Raw genomic sequence first — 17,942 nt, forward strand, 5'->3', positions numbered from 1 at the left:
CTGTGCGGGTCAGGCCGCGTCCGGCGGGAGCAGCCGCTCGACGAGCTGCGTGATCAGATCGCCCGCCTGCTTCTCGGGAAACACGTCGGGCAGCGTGAGCCGCTCCACCACCAGCCAGTTGGTGGCGAGATAGATCATCCTGACGGCATCGGCGTCGCCGGGCAGGCCCGAGGCGAGGTGGTGCTGGACATTGGCCTCGACGTCCTCGCTGACCCGTGCGGTCAGCACCGCGCGCAACTCCGGCCTGCGGGTGGCCTCCAGACGCAGTTCCAGCAGGGCGAGGTAGCCGGTACGGAAGGCGGCGACCCGCTCCACGACCTCGCGCACCAGTTCCGCCGTACGGTCGCGGGTGGTGGGGCCGGTGAGCATGGCCTCCATCGTGGCGTCGTCGGGACGCATGCGCTCGTAGATACGGCCGCCGGCCTGGTTGAGCAGGTCGTCGCGGTTGCCGAAGTAGTTGGACGCGGTGCCCTTGGGCACGTCCGCCTCGGCGTCCACGGCCCGGAAGGTCAGTCCCCGTGCGCCGTCCCGGGCCAGCACCTCGATGGCGGCGTCCACCAGCGCCGCGCGCCGGGCCAGGTTCTGCCTCATCCGCGATCCTTCCGCTCACCCCGTCCGCCAGCGATACCACTGCGAGTGTAGTACTTTGCCGCCATGGGCAACGACCAGCAGGCGACCTTCCGCGCTCTCCTCCATGCGCAGCGGGTCTGGGACATCACCCTTCCGGCCTTCGACGCCGCGGACGCGCCCGCGGCGCCCCTCCCGCTCTTCCACCGGTGGTTCGGCGAGGCGGTGGCGGCCGGACAGACCGAGCCGCACACCATGTCACTGGCCACGGTGGACGACCAGGGGCGCCCGGACGTACGCACGCTGATGCTGCACGACGCGGACGAGCGGGGCTGGCACTTCGCCTCGCACGCCACCAGCGCGAAAGGGCGGCAGCTGACCACGCACCCGGACGCGGCGCTCGGCTTCTACTGGGCCACACAGGGCCGGCAGGTCCGGGTCCGCGGCCGGGTCTCCGCGGCCGGTTCGGCGGAGAGCCAGGCCTCTTTGCACGCGCGCTCGACCGGCGCGCTGGCGGCGGCGCTCACCGGCCGGCAGAGCGAAGTCCTCGCCTCGCGGGAGGAGTTGGCGGACGCCTCGCGGGCCGCGTGGGAACGTGCGCAGGCGGAGCCGGAGACACCCGTGCCGACCTGGACGCGCTATGTACTCGCCCCCGAGGAGGTCGAGTTCTTCCAGGGCGACGGAGAGCGGCAGCACGTACGGCTGCGCTACCGCCGGACCCAGGAGCGATGGCGGACCGAACTGCTCTGGCCCTGACCGGGACGGATCGCATGGTTCGGACGGCTCGGACGGATCGGATGGATCGCGACGGAGGCACCGGCGGCGATCAGGGGGAAGGCGCCGGCGCCTCCGGACGGAACACGGGGACGGCGAGCTCGCCGTCGGCCCGGAAGGCGGCCCGCAGTGGCATGCCGATGCGCAGCGACTCCTGCGGGCAGCCGACGACTTCGGTCATCATGCGCGGCCCCTCGGCCAGGTCGACGACGGCCGCGGTGTACGGCACCCGGTCGCCGAAGGGCGGCAGATCGTTGCGGTGCACGACCGACCAGGTGTAGAGCGTGGCGCGGCCGGACGCCCGCTCCCACACGACATCCTCGCTCCAGCAGAACGGGCAGAACTCCCGCGGGTAGTGATGCGCCCGGCCGCAGGCACCGCACCGGCGGATCAGCAGCCGGCCCTCGGCGGCCGCCTCCCAGAACGGACGGGTGAAGTCGTCGGCCTCCGGGGTCGCGGTCATCGGAAGAGCCCGATCGCGCTGTCGAGGGACCAGGTCTGCCAGGACATGGCGAACAGGGCGACCAGGGAGATGAGCGCCATCATGGCGTTCTGCCCCTGCTCGGCCCAGTCGTGGATCATCAGCACCAGGTAGAGCAGGTTGAGCAGCAGTCCGCCGACGAGGGCGACCGGGGTCAGGAAGCCGACGACCAGTCCGAGGCCGAGGGCGAGTTCGGCGTAGACGACGAGGTAGGCCATCGCCCGCGGGCGGGGTTCGACCACCGCACGGAAGCCCTTTGTCACGAAGGGCCAGCGGTGCCGGCCGGCCACGTCCGCCGCCCACGCGATGCCGGTGCCGCGCTCGAACCAGCCCTTCTTGTCCTTGTGACGCCAGCTCTCCAGCCACCACAGGCCGAGGCCGATGCGCAGAACGGCGAGCCATTCTGCGCCGGTGAGCCAGACGGTCTCCATCCGGACCTCCTTCTCCCCGGGCGGTCCCCAGGCCTTCCGCACAGAATTTCTGACGGTACGTCAGTTCAGCGGATGTCACTGCCCGTGCGCAAGAGGTCTGCGGGCGTGATCAATTCGCAACCGATTCCCGTCTTGACTGAGACCCATCAAGTGAACGCGCGATTACGCTCAGGCGATATGGCCGACGAAAAGGACATCGACCGCACGGACGACAGACCCGCCTACATCATCGGCGGCGGTCCGGGCGGTCTCGCCGCTGCCGCCGCGCTGCGTGAACGGGGCGTACGGGCCGTGGTGCTGGAGAAGTCCGACGCGGTCGGGGCCTCGTGGCGCCGCCACTACGACCGGCTCCATCTGCACACCACCCGCAAGCTGTCCGGGCTGCCGGGGCTCGCCATGCCGCGCTCGTTCGGCCGCTGGGTCTCCCGCGACAACGTGGTCCGCTATCTGGAGAAGTACGCGGAGTTCCACGAGCTGGAGATCGTGACCGGGGTCGAGGTCTCCCGGATCGAGGCGTCGGGCTCAGACTGGGTGCTGCACGCCACGGGCGGCCGCCGGCTCACCGGACGCGCGGTGGTCGTGGCCACCGGCTTCAACCACACCCCGCGGCGACCGGACTGGCCGGGCCACGAGGCGTACACCGGTGAACTGCTGCACGCGAGCGACTACCGCAACGCCGAGCCCTACCGCGGCAAGGACGTCCTCGTCGTCGGCGTCGGCAATACGGGTGCGGAGATCGCGGTCGACCTGGCGGAGGGCGGCGCGGCCCGGGTGCGCCTCGCCGTCCGCACGGTCCCGCACATCGTCCGCCGCTCCACCGCCGGCTGGCCGGCCCAGCGCACCGGCATCCTCGTGCGCAGGCTGCCCGTGGGTCTGGTGGACAGGGCGGGCAGGGTGATGTCCCGTATCGCCGTCCCCGACCTCGAAGCCCAGGGTCTCCCCCGCCCGGACACCGGCCTGTACTCACGGGTCAAGGAGGGCGCGATCCCGGTCCAGGACGTGGGCCTGATCGACGCGGTACGCAAGGGCACGGTCGAACCGGTCGCCGCCGTCGACTCGTTCGAGGCGGAGAAGGTGGTCCTCGCGGACGGCACCCGCATCTCCCCGGACACGGTGATCACGGCCACCGGCTACCGCCGCGCACTGGAGGGCCTCGTCGGACATCTCGGCGTCCTGGACGAGCGCGGCAGACCGCTCACCCATGGCGGCCGGACACTGCCGCAGGCGCCGGGGCTCTACTTCACCGGGTTCACGAACCCGATCAGCGGGATGTTCCGGGAGATGGCGATCGACGCGCAGAAGATCGCGCGGTCGCTGGCGAAGAGCTAGGCCCTGTCCGGGGCTGGTGCCGCGACCGGCGATATCCGCCCGCCAGGTCGCCGCCCTTCGGGTCGGGCAGGGCGCGGGGCACGCCGGACCGGGTGACGACGGCCGCATCCCGCCCGGCCGATCGCCCGGGGACATCGCTCTGAGCGCGATCACCCGCGCTGCTCCCACCCACCGACCCGGTCCGATCCGGGCTCCGGGCTCCGGGCTCCGGGCTCCGGGATGACGCCGCGGTCCTGCTCCGCGAGAGCGCGGCAGCCACCGAGGAGGGACCCGCCTCGCGGGCCGGCGAGCAGGGGGCCGCGGGGTGCGGCGGAGCCGTTCCGTGGGGCGCCCCCTCACCCTTTGCCTGCACGACTGTTCCTGACAGGTAGTCAGTTCTGTAATCTGACTATGCGTCAGTTAACGTGGCAACGAGCAGAGCGGGGCTCAGCGATGCTTGGATCAACTCACGGCACCCTCACCTCCGACCTCCGCGCACGAGTGGTGGCCTGCGGCGAACAGCCCCGGCAGGCCGTCCATGACACCGCCTCGATCACCGCGACCGACGGCGCCATGGACGTCAGCGGACGGCCCTTGTACGCACCCGTGCCGGATCTCGACAGGTTCTTCCGGCCGTCGTCCGTCGCCGTCGTCGGCGCGTCCGACAGCGAGGGACGGCCCAACACCGGCATCACCCGGCAGCTCGTCGACTGGGCCGAGCGGGTCGGCGCGCGGCTCTATCCCGTGCATCCGACCCGGGAACACGTCTTCGGCCTGCGCTGCTCCCCCTCCGTCGCCGACCTCCCCGAGGAGGTCGACCTCGCGGTGCTGCTCGTCGGCGATCCGCTGCCGGTGATCGAGGAACTGGCCGAGGCCAAGGTCAAGTTCGCCGTCGCCTTCGCCTCCGGATACGCGGAGACCGGAGACGCCGGCGCGGTGGCGCAGACGAGGTTGGCGGCGGCCGTGGAACGGGCCGGGCTGCGGCTGCTCGGACCCAACACGAACCTCAACGCCTTCGAGCGGTTCCGCGACGACCTGACGGGCCCCGCGATCGCCCTGATCACGCAGTCGGGACATCAGGGGCGGCCCGTGTTCACCCTCCAGGAGCTGGGCGTACGGCTCTCCCACTGGGCGCCCACCGGCAACGAGGCGGACCTGGAGACCGCGGACTTCATCTCCTACTTCGCCGAGCGCCCCGAGGTCGGCGCCATCGCCTGTTACGTCGAAGGGCTCAAGGACGGACGGTCCTTTCTGCTCGCCGCCGACCGGGCGGCCCGGCGCGGGGTACCCGTCGTCGCGGTCAAGGTCGGCCGCACCGAGACCGGGGCGCGGACCGCCGCCTCCCACACCGGCAAACTGACCGGCGCGGACCGGGTGGTGGACGCGGCGATGCGGCAGTTCGGGGTGATCCGCGTCGACGGTCTCGACGAACTCCAGGACACCGCCGCCCTGTTGGCGCGCGCCCGTCGTCCCGCCGCCGACGGCGTGGTCGTCTACTCGATCTCCGGCGGCACCGGCGCGCACTTCTCCGACCTCGCCTGTGCGGCGGGGCTGCGGCTGCCGCGGCTGTCCGAGACCAAGCAGGCCGAGCTGCACACCTGGATACCCGAGTATCTGAACGTCGCCAACCCGGTCGACAACGGCGGTCATCCGGTGGGTGACTGGCGCGGACGGAAGATCATCGACGCGATCCTGGCCGATCCCTCCGTGGGGGTGCTGATCTGCCCGATCACCGGACCGTTCCCGCCGATGAGCGACCGGCTCGCCCAGGACCTGGTGGACGCGGCCGAAGCCACCGACAAGCTGGTGTGCGTGGTGTGGGGGTCGCCGGTGGGTACGGAGGCGGCGTACCGCGAGACGCTGCTCGGGTCCTCGCGGGTGGCCACCTTCCGTACGTTCGGGAACTGCATCACCGCGGTCCGCGCCTTCCTGGACCACCACCGCTTCACCACGGGCTACCGCTCCCCCTTCGACGACGCGCCCCGCACCCCGTCCCCGTCGTTCCGCAAGGCCCAGGCACTGATGCGGCCGGGCAAGCAGCTGAGCGAGCACGCGGCGAAGCAGCTGCTGCGGGCGTACGGCATCCGCGTGCCGCGTGAGCAGCTGGTGACGAGCGCGGCCGCGGCGGTCCGGGCGGCCGGGCTGGTGGGTTATCCCGTCGTCATGAAGGCGTCCGGCACACAGCTGGCCCACAAGACCGAACTGGGCCTGGTCAAGGTCGGACTGACGTCCGCCAGCCAGGTCCGGGACACGTATCGCGAGCTGACCGACATCGCCCGCTACGAGGGCGTCGACCTGGACGGCATCCTGGTGTGCCAGATGGTCGAGCGCGGCGTGGAGATGGTCGTCGGCGTCACCCAGGACGCGCTGTTCGGGCCGACGGTGACGGTGGGGTTCGGCGGCGTACTGGTGGAGGTCCTCCAGGACGTCGCGGTCCGCGTACCGCCGTTCGGCGAGGACCAGGCGCGCGCCATGCTCGGTGAACTGCGCGGCCGCGCCCTGCTGGAAGGCATCCGCGGCGGCCCGCCGGTCGACGTGGACGCACTGGTGGAGGTCGTCCTGCGGGTCCAGCGGATGGCGCTGGAACTGGGCGACGAACTCTCCGAGCTCGACATCAACCCCCTGATGGTGCTGCCCCGTGGCCAGGGCGCGGTGGCGCTGGACGCGCTGGCGGTGTGCCGGTGAACGCCTCCCTGCTGCACTCCGTCGACAACGGCGTCTCATGGATCACGCTGAACCGTCCCGAGGCCATGAACGCCGTCACCTGGGACCAGCGGGAGCGGATCATCGAGCTGCTCGGCGCCGCGTCCGAGGACCCCGCGGTCCGCGCGGTCGTCCTCACCGGCACCGGCAAGGGCTTCTGCGCGGGCGCGGACCTGCGCGGCACCCCGTCGACGGGCCGGGACCGGATCGCCGGGGACGTGGCCCGGACGATACGGCTGGGGGCACAGCGTCTGATCGCGTCCGTGCTGGACTGCGAGAAGCCGGTGATCGCCGCGGTCAACGGCACGGCGGCGGGCCTCGGCGCCCACCTCGCGCTCGCCTGCGATCTGGTGCTGGCGGCCGAAGGGGCCACGTTCATCGAGGTGTTCGTCCGCCGGGGCCTGGTTCCGGACGGCGGCGGGGCCTATCTGCTGCCGAGGCTGATCGGCCCGCAGCGGGCGAAGGAGCTGATGTTCTTCGGCGACGCGCTTGCGGCGCAGGAGGCCGAACGCCTGGGCCTGGTCAACCGGGTGGTCGCCGCCGACGACCTGACGAAGACGGCCCGCGCGTGGTCGGAACGCCTCGCCCAGGGCCCGACCCGGGCGCTCGCGCTCACCAAGCAGCTGGTGAACGCGTCGCTGGACGCGGACCGGGCGACGGCGTTCGCGGCGGAGGCGGCGGCGCAGGAGATCAACATGACGACGCGGGACGCGAACGAAGGGGTGGCGAGCTTCGTGGAGCGGCGGGGGGCGGAGTACCGGGGGTACTGACCCGGCACCCCCGCGCGGGGGTCCCCCCGCACGGTACTCCCGCCCCGCGCCGCCGCGGTTTCGTCGCTGCGGCTCGTCGCTACGGCGCCATCTCGTACGACCCCGCCAGGGCCTCCACGCGCTCCCAGACACGCGCCGAGCGGGCCTCGTCCACCACCGGACGCCGGACCGCGCCGATCGCCCACTGCTGCTGCTCGTGCGTCGCGGAGTCCTTGCCGTGCAGCTCGACGGCGTGCGCGGAGAAGTCCCGTACGAGCACGGAGAACAGCTCGTCCAGCACGTCCTCGTCCACGTCCGTCAGACGCGCCTGCTCCAGGATCAGCTGTCCGTGCACGACCAGCGCGAACAACTGGCCGACCGCGAGCAGGAAGTCGAGGTCGCGGCTCTGCTCCTCGCCGGGGCCGGCGGTCGCGACGAACTCGCACAGCGCGTCGGCCTGTTCGCGGAAGCGGGCGACGTTCGGCACGGCGGCGTAGGCGTCGTAGGCGGTGCGCCAGTCATGGAAGCGGACGGAGCCGAGCCCTCGGGCCGGTCCCTGCCGGAAGAGGAACGCGTCGTCGGCCGCGTCGAGGCGGGTCGGGACGGGCTCGTACGCGGCCGGGTCCAGCAGGTGGTTGCGCATGAACTTGAGGATCAGCGCGAGGTTGACATGGACCGTGCCCTCCAGCTTGGGCAGCCCGCGGATCTCGACGGCGGCCTGGGCGAAGTACGTGTCCTTCTCGAAGCCCTTGGCGGCGATGACGTCCCACATCAGGTCGATGACCTTCTCGCCCTCCGTGGTCACCTTCATCTTCGTCATCGGATTGAACAGCAGGTAGCGGCGGTCGTCGGGGCCGGCGGAGCGGAAGTAGTCGACGGCGCGGTCGCTGAACAGCTTCATGCCCACGAGCCGGACGTACGCGTCGGCCAGCTCGCGGCGCACGTGCGGGAAGGCGGTCACGGGACGGCCGTAGAGGATGCGGTTGTGCGCGTGGGTGACGGCCTCGTACATCGCGTGCTCACAGATGCCGATGGAGGCGGTGCACAGGTTGAACTTGCCGACGTTGACGGTGTTGAGCGCGGCGTCGAACGCGGCACGTCCGGTGTGCAGGACGTCGTCCGGGCCGACCGGGTAGTCCTCCAGCCGGAACTCGCTGACGTACTTGGAGGAGTCGACGACGTTCTGGACGAGCCGGTACGCCGGGTGGCGGCTGTCGGCGGCGAAGAAGACGTACCCGTCGGGGCCCTCGACGTCGGTGCGGCGGCCGAAGACGGAGACGAGCCCGGCGGCGTTGCCGTTGCCGATGTAGTACTTGGAGCCACTGGCCCGGAAGCCGCCGTCACCCTCGGGCGTCAGCAGCATGTCGGTGGAGTAGATGTCGGCGCCGTGGGACCGCTCGGACAGGCCGAAGGCGAACACCTCGCCCTGGGAGAGCAGCTCGGCGGCGCGGGTGCGGGCGGCGGCGTTGTCGCTCTGCCAGACCGGGCCGAGACCGAGGATGGTCACCTGCCACGCGTACCAGTAGTCGAGCCCGTAGAACCCGAAGATCTCGTTGAGCGCGGCGATCCGGGCGGTGTCCCAGCGCTGGTCCTGCTGCCCGGGCCCGGCGGCGGACTCCGGCGTGAGGAAGGTGGCGAACAGCCCTTCCTTGGCGGAGAAGGCGAGGAAGTCGGCGAGCCAGGCGCGGGACCGGTAGTCCTCGATCAACCGCCGCTTCCCACGGTCCTCGAACCAGTCGACGGTGGCGCGCAGGAGCCTGCGGGTCTCGGGGTCGAAGTGCGCGGGGTCGTAGGTGCGCGGGTTGAACAGCAGGGCGTCGGCCATGGGATTCGCCTTCCGGGACAGGGACTGAGGGTGTCCCGATCCTTCTATGCAACTCGTTGCACAGACAAGCGGGGGCGCGGGGGTGAGAGGCGGCTCACGCGGGTCCCTGGGGCGGGTGCGGTGTGGTGCGGGGCTTGGGGCGCGGGTTCTTGTGCGGCGTCGGGTCCCTGGGGCGGGGCGAAGCGCTTGGGGCGCGGGTCCTTGTCCGGCGTCGGGTCCCTGGGGCGGGGCGAAGCGCTTGGGGCGCGGGTCCTTGTCCGGCGTCGGGTCCCTGGGGCGGGGCGAGGCGCTTGGGGCGCGGGTTCTTGTCCGGCGTCGGGTCCCTGGGGCGGGGCGAGGCGCTTGGGCCTCGGGTCTTGTGTGGTGCGGGTCCGGGGGCCCTCCGGGCTCGACTCCTCGGGGTCGGCGGCGTACAGCGTTCTGTATTGAGCACCCGGGTCTTGCCGCCGATCCCCTGCGGGGACGACCCTGCACGCCCCCTCCCAGGTGGTCGAGGACACGACCGGTGGCGGTGCGGGCGCATGCGAACCCGAGCCGGTTCGAGGTGCCCGATGGGGTGCGGCGCGAAGCTGCCGCAGCTTGGGCGTGTGGGGCGCAGCCCCAAAGGATCACCTCTCCACCCGCACCGAACAGGCGCGTTCGGCCCGGGTTCTTGTCCGGCGTCGGGTCCGGCGGTCGAGGACACGACCGGTGGCGGTGCGGGGTACATGTGAGCCCGAGCCGGTTCGGGCGGCCGGGGTGGGGTGCGGCGCGAAGCTGCCGCAGCTGGGGGCCGTGGGGCGCAGCCCCACGAAACTTCCTCACCGGCGACAGGGTTCCCATCTGACGGAGCGTCAGGTTCAATGGAGGCGTGATGGGACACGCAGCCATGGCCGCCACCGCCGTCCGCTTTCTCCGGTCCGTCGGCGCGCCCACAGCCACCGAGCCGTACGAGGCCCTCCCGCGGCCCGATCTGCGCGCCGTGCGGGACGACGAGCGGCTCGCCGTCGAGCCCGGGGAGTTCCGGCGGGTGCTCGGGCACTTCGCGACCGGGGTCACCGTCGTCACCACGCGGGACGAGGACGGGCCCGCCGGGTTCGCCTGTCAGTCGTTCGCCTCGCTGTCGCTCGATCCGCCGCTCGTCGTCTTCATGGTCGGGCGGACGTCGACCACCTGGCCGCGTATCGCCCGGGCCGGGGCCTTCTGCGTCAACATCCTCGGCGAGGAGCAGGGGCTTCTGTGCCGCGGGTTCGCCGTGAGCGGGGCGGACAAGTTCGCCGGAGTCGCGCACCGGCCCGCTCCCGTGACCGGGTCGCCGCTGCTGGACGGGGTGCCGGCCTGGGTCGACTGCACCGTGCAGAGCGTGCACACCGGCGGCGACCACCTGATCGTGGTGGGACGGATCGCGGCGCTCGGCGCGGCCGAGGACGGCGCGCCGCTGTTGTTCCACCGCGGGAGGTTCGGCCGGTTCAGCCCGTGACCTGGTCCGTCGCCGGCTTCTCCGCCGGTACGGACACCGCGGTGAGCACCGGCAGCGGCTTGCGCCGGATCACCAGCGCCATCAGCGCGGCCGCCGCGCACAGTGCCCCCGAGGCGTACCAGACCACGTCGTAGGAGCCGAAGACGTCCCGCGCCACACCACCGGCGAAGGCGACGACCGCCGCGCCCACCTGGTGCGAGGCGAGCACCCAGCCGAACACGATGGCGCTGTCCTCGCCGTAGTGCTCGCGGCACAGCGCGATCGTCGGCGGGACCGTCGCCACCCAGTCCAGGCCGTAGAAGATGATGAAGAACAGCATGGGCGGCTGGACCGAGGGCGCGAGCAGCATCGGGAGGAAGAGCAGGCTCACGCCCCGCAGCGCGTAGTAGACCGCGAGCAGTCGGCGTGCCTCGAATCGGTCCGTGAACCAGCCCGAGGCGATCGTGCCGACCACGTCGAAGACCCCGATCACCGCGAGCAGGGACGCGGCGGCCGTGATCGGCATGCCGTGGTCGTGGGCCGCGGGCACGAAGTGGGTTTTCACCAGGCCGTTCGTGGACGCACCGCAGATCGCGAAGGTCCCCGCCAGCAGCCAGAACGGCCCCGTGCGGGCCGCCTTGAACAGCACCGTGACCGCCCGGCGGGCCGCCCCCGGTACCGGCTCCGGCTTGGGCGTGAAGCCCTCCGCGCCGTACGCCGAGGTCCCCACGTCCGCCGGGTGGTCCCGCAGCAGCAGCCAGACGAACGGCACCACGGCGAGCGCCGAGAGCGCGACGGTGACCGAGGCCGGGCGCCAGCCGTGGTGCTCCACCAGCCAGGACAGCAGTGGAAGGAAGACGAGCTGGCCGGAGGCGCCGGCCGCGGTGAGGATGCCGGTGACCAGGCCCCGGCGCTTCACGAACCAGCGGTTGGTGACCGTCGCGGCGAACGCCAGCGCCATCGAGCCGCTGCCGAGGCCGACGAGGACGCCCCAGAAGAGGATGAGCTGCCACGACGTCGTCATGAAGACCGTGAGTCCGGAGCCGACCGCGATCACCGTGAGGGCGACCGCGACCACCCGGCGGATGCCGAACCGGTCCATCAGCGCGGCGGCGAACGGCGCGGTCAGCCCGTAGAGGGCGAGGTTGACGGAGACCGCGAAGCCGATCGTGCCGCGCGACCAGTCGAACTCCTCGTGCAGCGGGTCGATGAGCAGACCCGGCAGGGAGGCGAAGGCCGCGGCGCCGATGATCGTCACAAAGGTGACGGCCGCCACGAACCATGCGCGGTGGATGCGGGGCCGGAGCAGCCGGGGGCCGGCGGGCGGAGGGGAGGTCTCGGTCGTCACGCGGTACAGCATCCGACGGCCACCCCGGCACAACGAGTGGCCCGAAGGACAGGCTTCGATAGGATCGGGCCATGGACATGGCAGCAGCGCACCCCCGGCACCGTGTGGTCGTCCTGGCCCTCACCGGGCTGCTCCCCTTCGAGCTGGGCATTCCGCACCGGATCTTCGGCCGCGCCAAGGACCCGCAGGGCCGCCATCTGTACGAGATCGTCACCTGCTCGGTCCGGCCGGGCCCCGTCCGAACCGACGCCGACTTCGACATCCACGTCGAGCACGGCCCCGAGGCGCTGGCCACCGCCGACACCGTGGTGATCCCCGCCTCGTACGAGCTGGGCCCGGTGTACGAGGAGGGCCGGCTCACCGGGGAACTCGCCGCCGCCCTCGCGCACATCCGGCCCGGCACCCGCCTCGTGTCCATCTGCACCGGCGGCTACGTCCTCGCCGCGGCCGGCTTCCTCGACAACCGGCCGGCCACCACCCACTGGTCCTCCGCCCGGCACTTCCAGCGGCTCTTCCCGTCCGTCCGCGTCGACGCGAACGTCCTGTTCATCGACGACGGCGACGTCCTCACCTCGGCGGGCGTGGCCGCCGGCATCGACCTGTGTCTGCACATCGTGCGACGGGACCACGGCACCGCCGTCGCCAATGACGTGGCCCGCCGGACCGTCGTGCCCCCGCACCGGGACGGCGGACAGGCCCAGTACATCGAACGCCCCCTCCCCGAGGCCCAGTCGGCGACGACGACCACCGCTCGCGGCTGGGCGCTCGGCCGGCTGCACGAGCCCATCCAGCTGCGGGACATGGCCGAGCGGCAGTCGATGAGCGTGCGGACCTTCACCCGCCGGTTCCGCGAGGAGGTCGGTGTCAGTCCGGGCCAGTGGCTCACGCAGCAACGCGTGGAGCGGGCCCGGCATCTGCTGGAGTCCACGGACCTCTCGGTCGACCAGGTGGCCCGGGACGCCGGGTTCCGTACGGCACAGTCGATGCGCCAGCATCTGCAGGCGGTGCTCGGCGTCGCGCCGACCGTCTACCGGCGGACGTTCCGCGCCGGGGCGGCCGCGGGCTGAGAGCCGGCGGACGTATCCCGGCGGCGGGCGTGGGCCGAGGGACGGCGGACGGCCGGGAGGAGACCGCCCGCCGCGGCTCAGAAGGTGAGCACCCCGCGCGCCACCCGCCCGTGGTGCGCGTCGTCCGCGGCCTTCGCGAAGTCCTCCACCGGATAGGTCTCGGTGACCAGTTCGTCCAGCAGCAGCCGGCCCTGGCGGTACAGATCGGCGTACAGGGCGATGTCGTGCTGCGGACGGGACGAGCCGTAGCGGCAGCCCAGGATGGACTTGTCCAGGAACATCGCCGCCGGGACGAACGACGCCTCCGCCGTCGGCGCCGGCATGCCGAGCAGGATCGCCTGCCCGTGCCGGTCCAGCAGGTCGATCGCCTGCCGGATCAGCGCGGTGCTGCCGACACACTCGAAGACATGGTCGGCGCCGGTCGGCAGGATCTCGCGTACGCCCGCGGCCGAGGCAAGGAAGTGCGTCGCCCCGAACTGCCGCGCCACCTCCTCCTTCGCCGGGTTGGAGTCCACCGCGACAACCGTGGACGCTCCCGCGATCCGCGCGCCCTGGAGGACGTTAAGCCCGATGCCGCCGGTGCCGATGACGACGACGCTCTCGCCGCGGTCGACCCTCGCCCGGTTCAGTACGGCTCCGACGCCCGTCAGGACGCCGCAGCCGATCAGCGCGGCGGAGGTCAGGGGGATGTCGGACGGGATCTTCACCGCCTGGACGGCCTTGACGACGGTGCGTTCCGCGAAAGCGGAGTTGGAGGCGAACTGGAACAGCGGGGCGCCGCCGCGGCTGAAGGGCCGGCCGGGCCGGCCGATCGCCGTGCGGCACATCGTGGGGCGGCCGCGGTCGCAGTCCGTGCAGGCACCGCAGTTGGCGAGCGTGGACAGCGCGACATGGTCCCCCGGCCCGACGTGGACGACGCCCGCGCCGACCGCCTCGACGACGCCCGCGCCCTCGTGGCCGAGCACCACCGGCGTGGGGAAGGGGATGGTGCCGTCGATCACCGACAGATCGCTGTGGCACAGCCCGGCGGCGGCGATCGCCACCAGGACCTCTCCGGGACCCGGGTCCCGTACCTCCAGATCGTCGACCACCTGGGGCTGTGTGCCGTCGAAAACGACGCCTCTCATCTCGGCTCCCTGGGTTCCCTCGGCAGGCCGAGCACGCGCTCGGCGATGATGTTGCGCTGGATCTCGTCCGAGCCGCCGTAGATGGTGTCGGCCCGGCTGAAGAGGAACATCCGTTGGTACGCGTCGAGTTCGTAGGGGTTCTCGGCGCTCCAGTCCCCCGGGCCGACGGCAGCGCCCGCACCCCGTACCGCCATCGCCAGCTCCCCGAGACGTTGGTGCCAGCCGCCCCACAGCAGCTTGGCGACGCTGGGGGCGCCGACGGCCGCGGGGGCTCCGGGGCGGTCCTGCGGCGCTCCGAGCGTGCGCAGGGCGTTCCATCGCATGGTGCGCAGCTCGGCCCACTGGCGGACGAGACGGTCCCGGACGACGGGGTCGTCGACGGCGCCGTTCGCCACGGCGGTCCGGATCACCTGCCCCAGCTCCTCCTCGAACCCGATCTGCTGGACGAGCGTCGACACCCCCCGCTCCACGGCGAGCAGCCCCATGGCGACGCGCCAGCCGTTGCCCTCGCCGCCGACGAGATGCTCGGCGCGGGCGCTCGCGCCGTCGAAGAAAACCTCGTTGAACTCGCTCGTGCCGGTCATCTGGCGGATGGGCCGCACCTCGATGCGGCCCGGCTGGTCCATCGGGACGAGGAGGAAGGACAGGCCGTGGTGCCGGGCGGAGCCGGGTTCGGTCCGCGCGAGGACGAAGCACCAGTCGGCGTCCTGGGCGAGGGAGGTCCAGATCTTCTGGCCGCTGATCCGGTACGTGCCGCCTTCACGGACCGCGCGTGTCCGGACCCCCGCGAGGTCGGACCCGGCACCGGGCTCGCTGTATCCCTGGCACCACAGCTCCTCGCCCCGGGCGACCGCGGGCAGGAAGCGGTCCTTCTGCTCCGGGCTGCCGAAGGCGATGAGGGTGGGGCCGAGGAGGTTCTCGCCGATGTGGCCGACGCGGGAGGGGGCTCGGGAGCGGGCGTACTCCTCGGCCCAGACGACCTGTTGGGTGAGATCTGCGCGGTGGTTGCCGTATCCGTCCTCGGTCCAGCCGAGACCGACCCAGCCGTCCCGTCCGAGCTCTCGCTCCCACGCCCGCCCCTCGGGGTGGCCCGCGCCGAGGTGCTTCTCCAGCCAGGTGCGTGCCTTCTCCCGGAACGCCTGGTCGTCCATGCGGACCTCCCGTTGTGGCGACGACGTGCGGGCGCCGGCGGGGCGCCCGGCTCTCTCACACGTTGGGCCGCTTCCCCTCGGCCGCGGCCCGCGCCTGCTCCTCCAGCAGCGCCAGCATCGGCATCGGGTCCACGCCCACCGTCCCCGGCAGGAAGTCCGCGATCCGCTCCGGCGTCCACGGCCCGTCGGCGTAGGCGGCGCGCAGCTCTCTCGGCTGCGCCCACACCGCGATCTTGGGGCCGGCGACCGTGTAGACCTGGCCGGTGATCCGCTCCTCGCGGGCACGCTCCGAGAGCAGATAGACCACGAGTGCCGCGACGTCCTCCGGCTCGCCGATCTCCTTGAGTTCCATGGGCACGTTCGCGGACATCCGGGTGCGGGCGACCGGCGCGACCGCGTTGGCCGTGACTCCGTACTTGTGCATCCCGAGGGCCGCGCTGCGGACGAGCGAGATGATCCCGCCCTTGGCCGCCGAGTAGTTCGCCTGCGCCACCGATCCCTGGTGGTTCCCGCTGGTGAAGCCGATCAGCGTGCCCGACCCCTGTTTCCGCATCACGGCGGATGCCGCGCGGAAGACGGTGAAGGTGCCTTTCAGGTGGGTCGCGACGACCGGGTCCCACTCCTCCTCGGACATGTTGAAGAGCATCCGTTCACGCAGGATGCCCGCCACGCACACGACGCCGTCGATCCGTCCGTACTCGGCGAGCGCCACGTCCACGAGCCGCTGCCCGCCGGCCATCGTGGCGATGTCGTCGGCGACGGCGACGGCCGAACCGCCCGCCGCCTCGATCTCCTTGACCACCGACGCCGCGACCTCGGACTCCGGCTCACCGCCCCCGACCGGGACGCCGTAGTCGTTGACGACGACCCGCGCTCCCTCCGCGGCGGCGGCCAGCGCGACGGCGCGTCCGATGCCCCGTCCGGCGCCTGTCACGGCGACGACCCTGCCTGCCAAGAAGTTCCCCACGCCGGCCCCTTCCCGCGGTTTCTGACGGACCGTTAGATTCTACGGTCAGCCGGACGGTCGAGCACAAGCCCCAGGAGGCGCGATGTCCCTGCCAGCGGAGTTCCACGAGATCGCCAAACGCGTCAACAACTGGGGCCGTTGGGGTGAGGACGACGAGATCGGCACGCTCAACCTGATCACCGACGAGGTCGTCAGGTCCGCGGCCGCGACCGTCCGCACCGGCCGACGCGTCCCGCTGGCCCTGCCCCTCCACCAGGACGGCATCCAGACCGGTCTCATCCCGGGCCGGGTGAACCCGCTGCATGCGATGGTCCAGATCAACCAGGAGCTGTTCGGCCCGGGCACGGTCGCGACCAGCGACGACATCGTGACGATGGGGCTCCAGGCGGCGACCCATTGGGACGCCCTGACCCACGCCTCCCACTCGGGGCGGATCTACAACGGCCGGCCCGCCGACACCGTGACGGCACACACCCGCGCCCGGTTCAGCGGCATCGACAAGGTCCCGTACGTCGTCTCCCGGGGTGTGCTGCTCGACGTCGCCCGCGCCAAGGGGCTGGACCGGTTGCCCGGCGACCACGCCGTGACACCCGAGGACCTGGAGGAGGCCGCGGACTTCGGCGGCGTCACCGTCGGGGCGGGCGACATCGTGCTCGTACGGACGGGTCAGATCCAGCTCGCCCTCGGCGGCGACAAGCACGGCTACGGGTATCCGTCACCGGGGCTGTCCGTGCGCACGCCCGAGTGGTTCCACGCCCACGATGTCGCGGCCGTCGCCAACGACACCCTCACCTTCGAGATCTTTCCGCCCGAGATCGAGGATCTGTGGCTGGCGGTGCACGCCCTCGATCTGGTCGAGATGGGCATGCTTCAGGGCCAGAACTGGAATCTGGAAAGTTTGTCCACAGCCTGTGCACAAGAAATGCGCTACGCGTTCCTGCTCTCCGCGATGCCCGAGCCGTTCGTCGGCGGTACGGGGACGCCCGTCGCACCGGTCGCCGTCCTGTGACCCGGACTGCGCCCGGGACCGTGTCCGTGTCGGTGTCCGCGTCCGTGCGGAGGGCCGCATCCGCCCGGAAACCGAGCCTGTGCCGGGACTTCGCCCGTGCCGGTGTCGTGGTCATGCCGCAGCGGGCATCGGAAAAGGGAGCTGTGTGAACCGGGCCCCTTGAGCGGAGACCCGTGAATCGATCTACGGCCGAGGGGCCGCTACTGCTGCGCGGTCGCGAAGCCTCGCGTCTCCCGCTCGAACCGGACGACCGGTGCCGCCGGTGCCGCGCACCGGTCGACCTCGCACCAGATGGACTTGCCGGTGCCCTCGCGCTGCCAGCCCCACCGGTCGGCGAGGCCGTCGACGAGTTCGAGCCCGCGGCCGCCCGTGTCCTCGCCCTCGGCGTGCCGCGGCTGCGGCGGCCTGGCGCTGATGTCGGCGACCTCCACCCGCACCGTGCCGGCCTCGGCGGCACCCGCGCCGAAGAGCATGCGCAGGACGGCCGGACAGCCGGTGTGCACCACGGCGTTGGTGACCAGCTCGGAGATCAGCAGGATCAAGGTGTCGGCGAGCGGTTCGTCGTCCCCTATGCCCGATCCGACGAGTCGCGAGCGAGCCCATCTACGGGCCCGGCTCACCTCCGCGGGATCGGGCCCGACCTCCAACTGAACCTGAAGCACCTGCACCGCTCACACCATCCGAACCGGCGGACACATCGCCTCGCGCCTCGACAGGGTCCTCGTCCAGGTCACCGAACGTGACTCTCTTACGAGACAGCATGGTTGACGTACAGTCACCGCAACAAGCGCTTCGGGCATATTCCAGCGCGAAGGAGTACCCGTGGTGCATACTGTGCGACGCACGCTGCGGGGAGTCGAACAGAGGCTCGCGACCCGTCCCCCAGGGGGACGAGCGGCGCACATTCCCGGGCTCGGAGCCACCGCACCGGCAACACCGTGACCGCCCCGCCTCGGAACCACTCGCATCTGACGGAGCGTACCGGAGGCCGGGCCTC

The 17,942-nt window shown here is 71.9% G+C and carries 16 protein-coding genes; 7 read left to right on the top strand and 9 right to left on the bottom strand.

What is annotated here, in order from left to right:
- Positions 1 to 9 precede the first annotated feature (9 nt).
- Positions 10 to 591, bottom strand: coding sequence for a TetR/AcrR family transcriptional regulator (locus OHA05_RS15785; protein ID WP_313945729.1), 582 nt, complete (start codon positions 589 to 591; stop codon positions 10 to 12).
- A 63-nt stretch (positions 592 to 654) separates the two neighbouring features.
- On the opposite strand from OHA05_RS15785, the gene OHA05_RS15790 reads away from it, so the two are divergent.
- Entirely contained in the window at positions 655 to 1,323 is a 669-nt protein-coding gene (locus OHA05_RS15790; RefSeq protein ID WP_328860963.1) for a pyridoxine/pyridoxamine 5'-phosphate oxidase, read from the top strand.
- Between the two features lie 70 nt (positions 1,324 to 1,393).
- Here the strand turns inward: OHA05_RS15790 and OHA05_RS15795 are convergent, their stop codons facing one another.
- Positions 1,394 to 1,804, bottom strand: coding sequence for a Zn-ribbon domain-containing OB-fold protein (locus OHA05_RS15795; RefSeq protein ID WP_328860964.1), 411 nt, complete (start codon positions 1,802 to 1,804; stop codon positions 1,394 to 1,396).
- On the bottom strand, positions 1,801 to 2,253 hold the full coding sequence (locus OHA05_RS15800) for a DoxX family protein (protein ID WP_313945726.1): 453 nt from the start codon (positions 2,251 to 2,253) through the stop codon (positions 1,801 to 1,803). The genes OHA05_RS15795 and OHA05_RS15800 overlap by 4 nt, the downstream gene beginning before the upstream one ends.
- Positions 2,254 to 2,430: 177 nt before the next feature.
- Here OHA05_RS15800 and OHA05_RS15805 point away from each other — a divergent pair, with 177 nt between their 5' ends.
- The 3 genes from OHA05_RS15805 to OHA05_RS15815 all read left to right on the top strand — a co-directional run bounded on the left by OHA05_RS15805 (position 2,431) and on the right by OHA05_RS15815 (position 7,034).
- Positions 2,431 to 3,582, top strand: a complete 1,152-nt coding sequence (locus OHA05_RS15805) for a flavin-containing monooxygenase (RefSeq protein ID WP_328860965.1) — start codon at positions 2,431 to 2,433, stop codon at positions 3,580 to 3,582.
- 432 nt (positions 3,583 to 4,014) lie between these two features.
- A complete protein-coding gene (locus OHA05_RS15810) occupies positions 4,015 to 6,246 on the top strand; it encodes an acetate--CoA ligase family protein (RefSeq protein ID WP_328860966.1) in 2,232 nt (743 codons plus the stop codon).
- Positions 6,247 to 6,311: 65 nt separating this feature from the next.
- Positions 6,312 to 7,034, top strand: a complete 723-nt coding sequence (locus OHA05_RS15815) for an enoyl-CoA hydratase/isomerase family protein (RefSeq protein WP_328863403.1) — start codon at positions 6,312 to 6,314, stop codon at positions 7,032 to 7,034.
- Between the two features lie 79 nt (positions 7,035 to 7,113).
- Here the strand turns inward: OHA05_RS15815 and OHA05_RS15820 are convergent, their stop codons facing one another.
- Positions 7,114 to 8,838 (bottom strand): acyl-CoA dehydrogenase family protein, encoded by a 1,725-nt coding sequence (locus OHA05_RS15820; RefSeq protein ID WP_328860967.1) that lies wholly within the window; start codon positions 8,836 to 8,838, stop codon positions 7,114 to 7,116.
- Positions 8,839 to 9,706: 868 nt separating this feature from the next.
- Between OHA05_RS15820 and OHA05_RS15825 the strand changes: the two genes are divergently transcribed.
- Entirely contained in the window at positions 9,707 to 10,297 is a 591-nt protein-coding gene (locus OHA05_RS15825) for a flavin reductase family protein (protein ID WP_313948966.1), read from the top strand.
- Here OHA05_RS15825 and OHA05_RS15830 read toward each other — a convergent pair.
- Entirely contained in the window at positions 10,287 to 11,636 is a 1,350-nt protein-coding gene (locus OHA05_RS15830) for an MFS transporter (RefSeq protein WP_413777761.1), read from the bottom strand. The genes OHA05_RS15825 and OHA05_RS15830 overlap by 11 nt on opposite strands.
- A 59-nt stretch (positions 11,637 to 11,695) precedes the next feature.
- Here OHA05_RS15830 and OHA05_RS15835 point away from each other — a divergent pair, with 59 nt between their 5' ends.
- A complete protein-coding gene (locus OHA05_RS15835; RefSeq protein WP_443043701.1) occupies positions 11,696 to 12,691 on the top strand; it encodes a GlxA family transcriptional regulator in 996 nt (331 codons plus the stop codon).
- Between the two features lie 77 nt (positions 12,692 to 12,768).
- Here the strand turns inward: OHA05_RS15835 and OHA05_RS15840 are convergent, their stop codons facing one another.
- Genes OHA05_RS15840 through OHA05_RS15850 form a run of 3 tightly spaced genes read right to left on the bottom strand, consistent with a single transcriptional unit; the run spans position 12,769 to position 15,936 of the window.
- Positions 12,769 to 13,818 carry a Zn-dependent alcohol dehydrogenase gene (locus OHA05_RS15840; protein WP_328860968.1) on the bottom strand — a complete coding sequence of 350 codons (1,050 nt, stop codon included), beginning with the start codon at positions 13,816 to 13,818 and terminating at the stop codon, positions 12,769 to 12,771.
- Positions 13,815 to 14,969: an acyl-CoA dehydrogenase family protein gene (locus OHA05_RS15845; RefSeq protein WP_328860969.1), complete on the bottom strand. Its 1,155-nt coding sequence runs from the start codon at positions 14,967 to 14,969 to the stop codon at positions 13,815 to 13,817. Before OHA05_RS15845 ends, OHA05_RS15840 begins: the two co-directional genes overlap by 4 nt.
- Before the next feature lie 55 nt (positions 14,970 to 15,024).
- Positions 15,025 to 15,936: an SDR family oxidoreductase gene (locus OHA05_RS15850; RefSeq protein WP_328860970.1), complete on the bottom strand. Its 912-nt coding sequence runs from the start codon at positions 15,934 to 15,936 to the stop codon at positions 15,025 to 15,027.
- A gap of 82 nt (positions 15,937 to 16,018) precedes the next feature.
- Between OHA05_RS15850 and OHA05_RS15855 the strand changes: the two genes are divergently transcribed.
- Positions 16,019 to 16,945: a cyclase family protein gene (locus OHA05_RS15855; protein ID WP_313945717.1), complete on the top strand. Its 927-nt coding sequence runs from the start codon at positions 16,019 to 16,021 to the stop codon at positions 16,943 to 16,945.
- A gap of 200 nt (positions 16,946 to 17,145) precedes the next feature.
- On the opposite strand, the gene OHA05_RS15860 is transcribed toward OHA05_RS15855, so the two are convergent.
- Complete coding sequence (locus OHA05_RS15860; RefSeq protein WP_313945716.1) at positions 17,146 to 17,613, bottom strand: ATP-binding protein; 468 nt, start codon at positions 17,611 to 17,613, stop codon at positions 17,146 to 17,148.
- Positions 17,614 to 17,942: the final 329 nt, after the last annotated feature.

This window comes from Streptomyces sp. NBC_00306 (assembly GCF_036169555.1).
Taxonomy (GTDB): Bacteria; Actinomycetota; Actinomycetes; order Streptomycetales; family Streptomycetaceae; genus Streptomyces; species Streptomyces achmelvichensis.